The 12,107-nt window shown below is 70.0% G+C and carries 9 protein-coding genes and 1 pseudogene; 7 read left to right on the top strand and 3 right to left on the bottom strand.

The genetic code is table 11. The annotated features are described in order from the left end of the window. Positions 1–93: 93 nt before the first annotated feature. Positions 94–2,064 (top strand): phosphatase PAP2 family protein, encoded by a 1,971-nt coding sequence (locus ACXJLU_RS13970; RefSeq protein ID WP_457331807.1) that lies wholly within the window; start codon positions 94–96, stop codon positions 2,062–2,064. A 78-nt stretch (positions 2,065–2,142) separates the two neighbouring features. Here ACXJLU_RS13970 and ACXJLU_RS13965 read toward each other — a convergent pair whose 3' ends face one another. From ACXJLU_RS13965 to ACXJLU_RS13955, 3 genes are read right to left on the bottom strand one after another with little or no spacing between them, the layout of a single operon-like run. Continuing rightward, positions 2,143–3,111 carry a trypsin-like serine protease gene (locus ACXJLU_RS13965; RefSeq protein WP_457331805.1) on the bottom strand — a complete coding sequence of 323 codons (969 nt, stop codon included), beginning with the start codon at positions 3,109–3,111 and terminating at the stop codon, positions 2,143–2,145. Between the two features lie 43 nt (positions 3,112–3,154). Next, positions 3,155–4,396 carry a porin family protein gene (locus tag ACXJLU_RS13960; RefSeq protein WP_457331803.1) on the bottom strand — a complete coding sequence of 414 codons (1,242 nt, stop codon included), beginning with the start codon at positions 4,394–4,396 and terminating at the stop codon, positions 3,155–3,157. Further along, positions 4,393–5,079: a CAAX prenyl protease-related protein gene (locus ACXJLU_RS13955; protein WP_457331801.1), complete on the bottom strand. Its 687-nt coding sequence runs from the start codon at positions 5,077–5,079 to the stop codon at positions 4,393–4,395. The genes ACXJLU_RS13960 and ACXJLU_RS13955 overlap by 4 nt, the downstream gene beginning before the upstream one ends. A 312-nt stretch (positions 5,080–5,391) precedes the next feature. Here ACXJLU_RS13955 and ACXJLU_RS13950 point away from each other — a divergent pair, with 312 nt between their 5' ends. From ACXJLU_RS13950 to ACXJLU_RS13925, 6 genes and pseudogenes are all read left to right on the top strand, one after another. Beyond that, positions 5,392–6,039 (top strand): PEP-CTERM sorting domain-containing protein, encoded by a 648-nt coding sequence (locus tag ACXJLU_RS13950; RefSeq protein WP_457331799.1) that lies wholly within the window; start codon positions 5,392–5,394, stop codon positions 6,037–6,039. A gap of 129 nt (positions 6,040–6,168) precedes the next feature. After that, positions 6,169–7,569, top strand: coding sequence for an undecaprenyl-phosphate glucose phosphotransferase (locus ACXJLU_RS13945; protein ID WP_457331797.1), 1,401 nt, complete (start codon positions 6,169–6,171; stop codon positions 7,567–7,569). A gap of 19 nt (positions 7,570–7,588) precedes the next feature. Next, positions 7,589–8,344: pseudogene (gene epsA / locus ACXJLU_RS13940) on the top strand (XrtB/PEP-CTERM-associated transcriptional regulator EpsA); the annotation flags it as partial. A gap of 39 nt (positions 8,345–8,383) precedes the next feature. After that, positions 8,384–8,824, top strand: coding sequence for a type II secretion system major pseudopilin GspG (gspG, locus tag ACXJLU_RS13935; RefSeq protein ID WP_457331897.1), 441 nt, complete (start codon positions 8,384–8,386; stop codon positions 8,822–8,824). Between the two features lie 618 nt (positions 8,825–9,442). Then, positions 9,443–10,639 (top strand): type II secretion system F family protein, encoded by a 1,197-nt coding sequence (locus tag ACXJLU_RS13930; protein ID WP_457331795.1) that lies wholly within the window; start codon positions 9,443–9,445, stop codon positions 10,637–10,639. After that, a partial coding sequence (locus ACXJLU_RS13925; protein ID WP_457331793.1) for a GspE/PulE family protein occupies positions 10,636–12,107 on the top strand: 1,472 nt, incomplete at its 3' end. The genes ACXJLU_RS13930 and ACXJLU_RS13925, both read left to right, overlap by 4 nt.

Below are 12,107 nucleotides of genomic sequence, written 5' to 3'. Positions count from 1 at the left end.
ATCGCGTGTGACTCGTCCGCTGTGCCGCGAGCGTCATCGGGCCTTCATCAGGGGTCGATACAGTCCGCCTCTTTTGCAACGGACCCCCTCACCATGCACTCGCTTCCCGGCCGACGCCACCTGATTGCCGCATCGATCGCTTCTCTCTTCGCGTTGGTCGCGTGTGGTGGCGGAGGTGACGGCGGAGGTGATGCAGGCGAGGGTCCCGTCTCGGCGCCCGCTGCGCCGCAGGGTGTGGGCCATGCCGACACGGCGCCGGTGGCCGATGCGCAAGCGGTGCCCCCCTTCGTCGACTTCGCGTACACGAACCAGCGCGGTGATGCTCGCTATGCAGCGCTCGACACGAATGCCGGCGTGCGCGTCGTCTCGGGCTTCCTCGACATCTGGAAGCCGAGCACGCTGATCGTCGACGCCGGCACCACCGCCGCCGCGAACGGCAGCTTTCCCGCGGTCACCGCTTCGAGCTGGACCGGTATTCCTGCCGACGCGACCGACGGTACCGTGCTCGGCACCGCCACGCATGCCGCGAACATCCAGTACGTGGTCGACGCCACGTCCAGGCGCACGGCCGCCCAGGAGCTGGCTGCCTATCTCGATGACCGGCGTGGCAAGGGCTACAGCGTGACCGACGGGCTCGGCCCCGTGACGAACGCGTGGCGCACCGCCGCCCAGCAGACCACCACCATCACGGGCATGGCGGCCGATGCGGGCACGGTGCTCTACAACGATGGCGGCAACAACATCGGCGTGGGTGGCAGCGGCAACGCGGCCTTCGGCAGCGTCGTCGACTTCATCGGCGCCATCGGCACCAATGCCTCCACCGAGCCGGCCAAGCGCTTCTACAAGTATGCGAGGCCGTGGCGCTGGAGCGCGAGCGTGGTGGTCGCACCGTCCCTGGTGCCGGCAAAGAGCAGCACGCCGGGGACCGACGGCGGCTACATCAGCGGCCATTCCGCGGAAGCCACGCGCGATGCCGTGGCCATGGCCTACGTGTTGCCGCAGCGCTTCCAGGAAATCCTGGCGCGTGGGCTCGAACTCGGCGAGAACCGCATCCTGGCCGGCATGCACTCGCCGCTGGACGTGATCGGTGGCCGCATCCTCGGCCAGGCTTCGGCGACCGCGAACATCGTGGACGCCAACAACGCTTCGTTGAAGAAGGCGGCCTATGCCCAGGCACAAGGCACGCTGATGGCCGCGGCAGGCGTGACGACGGCCGAAGCGCTCAATGCCTATGCCCATTCGGCCGACGCGTCGACCGATCGCTTCGCCGACCACGCGGCCAACAAGACCAGCTACCTGCGGCGCCTCACCTACGGGCTCGCACCGATCGGCGCCGCCGGCAAGGTCGCCACGGTGCCCAAGGGGGCTGAAGCGCTGCTGGAGACGCGACTGCCGTACCTCGATGCGGGCCAGCGTCGCGTGGTGTTGAAGAGCACGGCGCTGCCCTCGGGCTTCCCCGCGCTCGATGACGCCGAAGGCTGGGGCCGCCTGAACCTGTTCGCCGCCGCGGACGGCTACGGCGGGTTCAGCGGCGACGTGACGGTCACGATGGACGCATCGCTCGGTGGCTTCAACGCTGCAGACGCGTGGCGCAACGACATCTCCGGCGCCGGCAAGCTCAGCAAGGCCGGCACGGGCTCCCTGACGCTGGCCGGCACCAACACGTATTCGGGCGGTACGGAGGTCTCGGGCGGCTCGCTGGTGGCCGGCTCGGCCTCGGCGCTCGGAACGGGCGACGTCTACCTGGGCGCAGGCCAGCTGGTTTGCAGTGCATCGTCCACGCTGTCGATCGGCGGGGCACTCTCGGTCCTGGGCAGCGCCAACCTGACGCTGCAGATCGGCGATGCGGGCGCAGGCCGCATCAGCGCCGGCGGCGCGGTGACCCTGACGGGCGGCACGCTGGCGGTGAACTTCAAGCCCGGCTTCGCCCCGAGCGCTGGCGACACCCTGAGCGTGCTCAAGGGTGCGAGCCTGCGTGGCAAGTTCAGTACGATCTCGGTGACAGGCTACAAGGTCACCCCGACCTACACGCCGACGGAGTTGCTGCTGCACATCGACGGCTGAGTTGCACTGCGTCTCGCGCCACTGCCATGCAGTGGCAACTGCGGGCGCATCTCGCGCAACGGGCAAGCCTTCGATACCTCAGGCCGAACGGCTCGTCCTTCTCCGCCAACCCCATCCCAGCGCGCTGAGCAACCCTGCCGCACCGGCCCCGAGCGTCCACGCCGGGTGCGGCAGGCCTTCCTGCGGCACCGGTCCGAGCGTGCCGCCGGTCTGCGTCTCGAGCCACGCGATGAAGCGCGGATCGCTGAGCAGCATGCCGCCGCCGATCGTGCCGAAGCGGAAGTCCACCGGCGTGCCGGCGCCGGACGAGAAGGTCACCGTGTTGATGCCGAGCAGCCAGCGCCGCCCATCGATCTCGGCATACGCCGGCCCGCCCGAATCGCCACCGGCGACGCCGGTCTCCACCGCATTGCCGAGCGTCGAGCCGCCTGACGCCCCGGTGCCCGACGGCCCGTCGAAGTCGTACAGGAAGAACAGGCTCTGGCGGCCCGAGCCGTCGACGCGCTTCTGCACGCCATCGAGCACATTGCGGCCGCTGCGCTTGACGCTGGCCGAGCGCTGCACGCTGATGCCCGCATCGCCGTGGCCGCTCGCGCCATAGCCGACCAGCGTCAGCAGTTGGTGCGCCGGCGGCGCCTCGCGGTAGATCGGCAGGATCTCGACGCCCTCGGGCACCGGGCTCGCCAGCGTGATCAGCGACAGGTCGTCGTACGGGAACGACGCGGTCGGGAAGGTGGTGATCGCGGTYACGCCGATCAGCAGCGGCGTCGCCTCGTGGTTCAACTGCACCGTGACCCCGGCCGGCGCCGCGCCGCCCGCCACGTGCGAGGCCGTCAGCACGAAACGCGGCGCGACCACCACGCCCGAGTAGATGCCGCCGCCCGGCGTCAGCACCGCGACCGCCGAGGTCCACGGCGAGGCCGGCGTGTTCGCGTCGATGCGCGCATCGGGCGAATCGGGTGCGGCACCGGCCATCAATGCGCGCACCGGGTCGGCGAGCACGAGGAGGGAGGCGGCAGTGACGAGTCGGCGCCGGGCGAGCTTCATGCGGCAGTGTCCCTGATGTCCCCGATCGATGTCACCACTCCCGTCAGAAACTGTACTGGCTGCTCAGGCCGGTCAGCGTGTCGACGAACTGCAGGCCCGGCCGTGTCGAATCGCGGTGCGTGCGCTCGACCGACAGCGCGAGCTGCACCCGCTCGACCGGCAGCCAGGTCAGCGCGAGGCGCGTCGTCTGCACCCGGTCGCGGCGCGCCGGCGCCGGGCCGAGCAACTGCGTCAGCACGTTGGCGGGATCGCCGCCGAAGTCCAGGTGCTGCTCGCTCCAGCGCAGCGCGAGCTGCCACTGCGGCGCGATCGCGAGCTGCGCGCCGAGCACGTGGTTGGTGCTGATCGCATACAGGCGGTCGTAGTCGTCGAGCGCGTTCAGGTCGCGCACCACCTCGAGCGACAGCGACAGCGCGCCGCTCGCCTCCCACTGCAGCGCGGCGCGGCCGGCGTGTCCCGAGAAGTCGCGCTGCGGCACCTGGTCGTGGCGCCGCGTCGCATGCCCGAAGCGCAGGTCGGCCCGCGTGCGGCGGCCGGGCCGCAGCACCACGCCGAGGTCGGCATCGCGCTGGTGGTAGCTGTTGTCGACCGGTGTCGCGGCGACGATCGCGCGGTTCGGGTACTCGCCATCGGCCTCGCGCCAGCGCAGCGTCCATTCGGTGCCGAGCCGCGTGGTCCAGCCGCCCTCGATGCTCTTCAGGCGCACGGTGTAGTCGCTGGTCGCGCGCTCGGGCAGCTCGTTGCGGCCGCGCAGGCGCTGCAGGTCGAGCGTCACGCGGCGATCCGGCCGCGGGCGCCAGTTGGCATTGATGCGCTGGTCCTGCAGGTTCAGTACGTTGCTGCGCGGACCGAGGAAGTCGCGCAGTTCGCTCGCCTGGTCGCTGTCGCCCGATTCGATGCGGCCGTCGAACGCGTTGCCGAGCTGCCAGTCCCAGTGCCCGCGCAGCTCACCGGTGCGGGTGTCGTAGGCGCTGTAGCGCTGCAGCCGCGTCTCGCGCCGCGTCAGCGCGATGCCGAGGTGCTGACGGCCGAACGCCAGCGTCAGGTCCAGCGTCGCGAACGGCGCGACCACCGTGTCGCCGCGGTGGCTGCCGTCGTCGTCGGGGTCGCGCGTCACGCCGGCCGCGGCGGGGGTGACGTCGTCGGCGAGCCGGAACAGGTTGTCGTCGCGCTGCACCGTCAGGCCGACCGCACCGTGCAGTCCGCGGTCGTCGGCGGTGGCCGCCGGGGCGGTCGGGCAGGTGGTCACCAGCAACAACATCCACAGCGCAGGGGATGCCCTCACCAGAAACCCCAGGCGCGTTCGCCGATCACCCAGACGCCGAGCGCCGCGTTCGCCACCGCGTGCGCGAGGATCGCATGCCAGATCTGCCCGGTGCGCCGGTACAGCGCACCGAAGGCCAGCCCGGCCAGCAGGCCCGCGAGCCACAGGTCGTGCGCCATCGCGAACACCACCGAACTCGCGACCCACGCGAAATGGCTGACCTGCCGCGGCGACAACGCGAGAAAGTCGCGGCGGTCGACCCAGCGCATCAGGAAGGATCGCCAGAACAATTCCTCCATCACCGGCACCACCAGCACGGCGCCTGCGAGCCGCACCGCGACCAGGCCGGCATGCAGGCTGCCATCCTCGCTGACGGGAACGAAGCCGGCCACCGGCGCGCCGGCATGCATCCACGGCTCGGTCAGCGTGACCCACAGTACCGCCACCGCAAGGCCGATGCCCACGCTCGCGAGGCCATGCAGCGGGCGCGCGGCCATGCGGCGCAGCGGCCGCAGTTCGCCGTACTGCCGCCACAGCAGCGCCAGCGCGAGCGCGCTCGCACCGGCCTGCAGCGCGTAGAGCCAGCGCGTGTCGAAGTTCGCCAAGCTGCGGCCGTCCAACGCACCGCGCAGCGCGAGCGCGGCGATGAAGATCACGAACGGCAGGCATCGCACCAGCGCGGGCAGCGGGAGTTGGAAGGGCATCGTGTCGTCCGGGATGAGCCGTTGCAGGCTAGTGCGTTGCGTTGACGGTTTGATGTCCTGGAGCTCACACCCTCAGATGAGGGGGATGCCGTCCGGCGCAGTGCCCATCGGGCTGGCGGCCTCGTTCGAAGGGAGGGCGCGTAGTCCGAACGGCACGTAGGCAAGCTGCCTTTGGCATCGAACCGAGATAGTTGGCGACGTGGTGCGTTCGTATCCTTTCGTGATCGGTGATGTGCCACGCATGTCACACCTCGCGGACCGCGGGTCATCACGCTGTCACGCGCCATCCACTCACCCTTCGACGGATTCGCCATGCCACCACGTCTGCTTGCTCTTGGTCTCGTGCTCGGTTCCGTGCTCGGCGTGGCGCTGCCCGGCAGCGCTCGCGCCGAAAGCTTCCTGGAGATCGTCAACGGCACGGCGGCACGGACCACCACCGGCACCAACCAGGTCGTCGGCGCCGGCGTCGGTTTCATCGTCGGCAAGCTGCGGCTGAGCTTGGATGCCGGCCAGCGCGCCTTCATCACCTACACCTTCCAGGGCTCGGAGGCCACGCTGCGCGACCAGTTCTTCGGCCCGGGGGTTTCGTCGATGATCGACAACCATGCGAGCGCCGGCACGCTGATCACGACCAGCCTCGCGCCGGGGCTGCTCGACTTCGCGTTCCAGAGCCCGGGCACCGGCGGCACGGCTGTCGGCAACGCCGGTAACTATGCGTGGAACGACGCCAGCTTCGGTGTCGTGCTGGACAGCGGCCGCCTGTCGGGCAAGCTGCTGTTCGAGGACGGCCGCGGCCGGCTCGGCCCCGACTACGACTACGACGACATGGTCGTCAACTTCAAGGTGAGCATCGCGCCGGTGCCGGAGGCGAGCTCGATCGCGATGCTGCTGGCCGGCGTCGGCGTGCTCGCCTGGATGCGGCGCCGCCAGCGCGCGCCCGCGTCTGCCGCACCGGCATGACACCCCGGTGACCGGCCCGTGTCCGCGGGCCGAAGAAGTGCGTCGCGATGTCACGCACCACGACGCCCCGTCACACATCGACGCTAAGTTCAGCCGTCGATCTCTTCCCCCGGTGCCCGCAGTCTGCCCATGCTGATCTCGTCGCACACCACGCCACTCGCCCGCGGCCGCACGTCGGTCATCGCGGTGGTGCGCATGGCGCTCGATCCCCTGCTGATCGTCGCGAGCCTGCTGATCAGCGGCGCCGTCTGCGAGCAGGACTTCGAGGGTGGCGAACTGGTGCTCGCGCTGATCGCCTTCTCGCTGAGCTTTCCCGGCGAGGTCTCGATCCGGCGCATGAAGCGCGGGCTGCTCAGCGGCATCGTCGCGCAGTGGCTGCTGGTGGCCGGCATGATGGTCTTCTTCGGCTATGCGACGCGCTTCATCGGCCACTTCGAGCCGCGCATGCTGCTGACCTGGTTCGTGCTGACGCCGGTGCTGCAGTACAGCGCGCACCGGCTGATCCCGCGCCTGGTGCCGCAACTGCTCGCGATCGACGGCTTCCGCCGCGCGGTGGTGGTGTCGGCCAACGACATCGGCCGCAAGCTGGCGCGCGACCTGCGCGCCGAGCCGGCGCTCGGCTTCTCGTTCGCCGGCTTCTTCGCCGATCAGGACGCGCCGGATGCGCAGGCACCGCTGCTGGATCCGATGGAGGGCCCGGTGCTGGGCGACATCGACGGCGTCGCGGCCTATGTGAAGCAGCACGGCATCGAGGCAGTGTTCATCGCGCTGCCGATGAGCGCGCAGCCGCGGGTGCTGAAGCTGCTCGACGAGATGCAGGACACGACGGCGTCGATCTACTTCGTGCCGGACATCTTCATCTTCGACCTGATCCAGGCGCGCATCGACGACGTGAACGGCATCCCGGTGGTGGCGGTCTGCGAGACGCCGTTCGTCGGCGTCAGCGGCCTGGTCAAGCGCGCGAGCGACATCGTGCTGGCCAGCGGGGCACTGCTGCTGCTGTCGCCGCTGATGCTCGTCGCGGCGATCGGCGTGAAGCTGAGCTCGCCCGGGCCGGTGCTGTTCTGCCAGCGGCGCTACGGCGTCGACGGCCGCGAGATCGTGGTCTGGAAGTTCCGCAGCATGACGGTGGCCGAAGACGGCGCGCAGGTGCAGCAGGCCACGCGCGGCGACCAGCGCGTCACGCCGTTCGGCGCGTTCATCCGCAAGACCTCGATCGACGAGCTGCCGCAGCTCTTCAACGTGCTGCAGGGCCGCATGAGCATGGTGGGCCCGCGCCCGCATGCGGTGGCGCACAACGAGACGTATCGAAGGCTGATCAAGGGCTACATGATGCGGCACAAGGTCAGGCCGGGCATCACCGGCTGGGCGCAGGTGAACGGCCTGCGCGGCGAGACCGACAGCGTCGACAAGATGCGCGCGCGCATCGAGCACGACCTGGACTACCTGCGGCGCTGGTCGCTCGGATTCGACCTTCAGATCCTGCTGCGCACCGTGAAGATCGTGCTGCTGCGGACCAACGCATATTGAAAAGAACAGGCTCCCCAAGATGACCGACACGCTGGCCGAGACACCCGCGATGCTCCACTCGACAGACCCCCATGTGCTGCTCGGCGTGATCGCCGATGCGGTGCAGGTGCGGCGGCGCTACGAGTTCTTCGTGTGGGCGCAGGTGCGGCTGCAGTCGATCTTCCCGCACGACGTGCTGGTGTGCGGGGTGCCGCGCAACCAGAGCGCGCGCATGTTCTTCGATTACTACTACAGCGTGCCGGTCGATCCGGAGGCGCTGTCGCGGCTGTGCCATCCGCGCGACGGGCTGGCCAACGACCTGGTCGACCGCTGGATCGGCGACGGCTACGAGCCGCTGCTGATCGGCAAGGATGCGGCGTTCAGCGCCGACACGCGGCTCGGCAACGAGCTGGCGGCGCTGGGCTTCGGCGACTGCATCGTGCACGGCATCCCGAAAGCGCAGGCGGCGGCCTCGGCGCATTGCTTCTTCGCGTTCGTCTCGATGCAGACGATGTCGGGCGAGCGCGACCGCCACCTGGCGCAGATGCTGGTGCCGCACATCTTCAGCGCCTACAGCCGGGCGCAGACGCGCGAACGGCCAGCGGCCGAGCTGGAGCCGGCGGGCGAGCGCGATGCGACGATCACCGACCGCGAGGTCGAGATCCTGCGCTGGATCCGCGAGGGCAAGAGCAACCTCGAGATCGGGATGATCCTGAGCATCAGCCCGCTGACGGTGAAGAACCATGTGCAGAAGATCCTGCGCAAGCTGAACGCGACGAACCGGGCGCAGGCGGTGTCGAAGGCGATCTCGATGAAGCTGCTGAGCGCGTCCGGCATGCGCAACAGCGGTTCGCAGGAGCGGCCGATCTCGCCGGACGCCGGCTTCACGCTGCTGGAACTGCTGGTGGTGCTGGTGATCATCGGCTTGCTGGCGGGGCTGGTGGCGCCGAAGTTCTTCAGCCAGATCGGCAAGAGCGAGACCCAGGTGGCGCGGGCGCAGATCGACTCGCTGGAAAAGGCGATCGATCAGTTCCGGCTCGACACCGGGCACTACCCGACGACGACGCAGGGCCTGGCGTCGTTGACGGCCAAGCCGGAGGATGAGCCGCGTTGGGCAGGGCCGTATCTGAAGCGCGAGGTTCCGCAGGATCCGTGGGGGCGGCCTTACATCTACCGCACGCCGGGTGCCAAAGGCGAGTTCGACCTGCTGACGCTGGGGCGCGACGCGCAGCCCGGCGGGACGGGGGATGCGCAAGATGTCGGCATCGAGCGTTGATCGGCGCGGCAAAGGCGCGGGTGGGTGGGCTGTGGCTCGCCGGCCGGTGCGGTCATCGCCCCTGGGGGGCAATGACTTCCCTCCGCTGGCTGGTTTGATGGCTCGTCGCCGAAACTCCCGCCACTCACTTCGTTCGTTGTGGTCAAACAGTCGGCGACAGTCAGTTCACGAAGCGTGCTGGCGCACGCGGGCCATCAAACCAGCCAGCTCCGGCGCCCCGTCCTTATTGGCGCTCCACAGCCCACCCACCCGCGCCTTTGCAGAGACGACAGTGCGTAGCCCGGATGCCAATCCGGGATGTGTCGGACAAACCCCGGATTGGCATCCGGGCTACGAAAACAAGCCGGTCGCAGGACGCGTCAGGGGGGCTGGGTTGGGGGCGATTTCTGAGGCGACGAAGAAGATCGGCTTCGGGGGTGGCGTGCGCAGCACGCTTCGTAGACCGACTCATCGCCACTGTTTGACCACAGCGAACGAAGTGAGCGGCGGGAGTTTGGCGATGCACCCACGGAGCCGAGCTTCTTCGTGGAGTCGGCCCGCCAGGGCCGACCGCCTCGGCATGAGCCCCCAGCTTGGCCCCCCTGACGCGTCCTGCGCGCGCAACACGAGCTGAGCCCCATGCAGTTCCGCATCCTTGCCCTCGATGCCCAGGCCGTGGAGCGCCGCCTGGTGGTCGATGCCGCCGATGCGTCTGCGGCGCGCCGCACTGCGAGCGGCAGCGGCTTGGCGGTCCTGGACGTGACGCCGGTCGGTGGCACTGCCTTGCGGCTTGGCGGAACTCGCGCCGGTCGCGGCTTCACGCTCGACCTGTTCTGCCAGGAACTGCTGGCCATGGTGCAGGCCGGCATCACGGTGCGCGAGGCGCTGCACACGCTGGCCGACAAGGAGCGGCAGGGCAGCGGCGAAGGGGTGATCGGATCGTTGCTGAAAGCGATCGAGGAGGGGCGCCCGCTGTCGGTCGCGATGACCGCGCAACCCGGCGTGTTCCCGGTGCTGCTGACCGAGTCGATGCGCGCCGCCGAACGCACCAGCGACTACGCGCCCGCGCTGCAGCGCTTCGTGCAGTACCGGCATCTGGCGCAGCAGATGCGCGGCAAGCTGGTCTCAGCCGCGCTCTACCCGATGATCCTGCTCGGTGTCAGCGGCCTCGTGCTGCTGTTCCTCGTCGGCTACGTCGTGCCGCGCTTCGCGCAGGTGTACGAGGACATGGGCGACCGCATGCCGGCCGCATCCCGCGTGCTGATGGCGATCGGGCAGGCGCTCTCGGCGCAGCCGCTCGTGAGCCTCGCGGTCGCGATCGGCCTGGTGTTCGCGGCCATCGCCGCCTGGCGCGCCGGGGCAGGGCGGGGTCTGCTCCGGCTGCTGGCGGCGGCCATTCCACGGCTGCGGCAGGTACTGCTGACCGTCGAGATGGCGCGGCTCTACCGCACGCTGGCCTTGCTGCTGTCGGGCGGCATGCCGCTGGTGGCGTCGCTGGAGCTGGCGGCCGGCGTGCTGCCATCGGCCACCGCAGCACGCCTGCAGGCGGCGCGCGGGCGCATCAGCGAGGGCGCGCCGTTCGCCGGCAGCCTCGCGGCGCACGGCCTCACGACCCTGGTGGCCGAGCGCTTCTTCCGCGTCGGCGAACGCACCGGGCGGCTGGCCGAGATGATCGACCACGCGGCCGAGTTCCACGAGGAAGAGGTCGCACGCGCGGCCGATTGGGTCGGCCGCGTGATCGGCCCGGTGATGATGCTGGTGATGGGCGTCGTGATCGGCTTCGTCGTCGTGCTGATGTACATGCCGATCTTCCAGCTGACGGAGATGGTGCAATGAAGCGCGACGCCACGCCAGTACTCGCGGCCGCGCCCGGCTCGCTGGCCTTCTTCGCGGCGCAGTCGCAAGCCGCCAGGGCGTCCGCGCAGAACTTCATGTCGGTGGCGGCGCAATCGCTCGGCCTGCCGCCGGCCGATGCGCTCGGTGCCTGCGCGGCCGCAGCGGCGTTGCCGGTGTTCGACGCCGCGCGCCTGCATGCCTTGCGCCCGGCCTTCGACTGCCTGTCGTTCGCCGACGCCGAACGCCGCCATGCGCTGGCGGCCACCGATGCCGGCGGCACGCTGTGGCTGGTGGTCGACGACCCGTTCGACGCAGCCCGGCTCGACTGGATCGAGCACCGCCTCGCCCGGCCGTTCCGCATCGCGCTCGCCGAGGCACAGGAGATCCACGCCTGCCTGAAGCGCCATGAAGCGGCCCAACGCGCCACCGAGGGCGCGCTGACGGGTGTCGGCTCGGCCACCGCGGGCAGCCCGCGCGAAGGCTCGCATGCCGCGACCCAGGACCTGTCGCTCGGCGGCATCGCGGCCGAAACCAGCCCGGTGGTGCGGCTCGTCAACTCGATGGTGTTCGACGCCCTGAAGGCCGGCGCCAGCGACCTGCACCTCGAGAGCGACCCGCACGGCATGGCGATCAAGCTGCGCGTCGACGGCGTGCTCGACGCGGCCGGCCGCATCGACGACCGCGCGACCGCCGAGCAAGTCGTCTCGCGCATCAAGGTGCTGGCCGAGCTCGACATCGCCGAGCGCCGCGTGCCGCAGGACGGCCGCTACCAGGTGCGACTCGACGGCCGCGACATCGACCTGCGCGTCTCGGTGATGCCGGCGGTGCACGGCGAAGACGCGGTGATCCGCATCCTCGATCGGCAGCGGCTGGCCGACGACATGCGCGGCCTGAGCTTCGAGACGCTCGGTTTCGACGCGCAGACCATCGCGCAGTTGCGCGCGCTCGCGCAGCTGCCCTACGGCCTGCTGCTGGTGACCGGCCCGACCGGCAGCGGCAAGACGACGACGCTCTATGCGGCGCTCACCGAGATCAACCGCGGCGTCGAGAAGATCGTCACGATCGAGGACCCGGTCGAGTACCAGCTGAACGGCATCGTGCAGATCCCCGTCAACGAGAAGCGCGGCCTGACCTTCTCGCGCGGGCTGCGCTCGGTGCTGCGGCACGACCCCGACAAGATCATGGTCGGCGAGATCCGCGATGCCGAGACCGGCCAGATCGCGGTGCAGGCGGCGCTGACCGGCCACCTGGTCTTCACCACCGTGCACGCGAACAGCGTGTTCGACGTGATCGGCCGCATGCTGCACATCGGCGTCGACCCGTTCAACCTGGTGGCTGCGTTGAACGCCATCGTCGCGCAGCGGCTGGTGCGCATCAACTGCCCGCACTGCGTGCAGGACGCGCCGCTCGACCTGTCCGGGCGGCCCGCGGCGGAGCGCGAGCGGCTGGCCGGCCTGGTGCTGCGGGC

The organism is Rhizobacter sp. P5_C2 (assembly GCF_054049715.1).
This window is presented reverse-complemented; position numbering and strand designations above follow the sequence as displayed.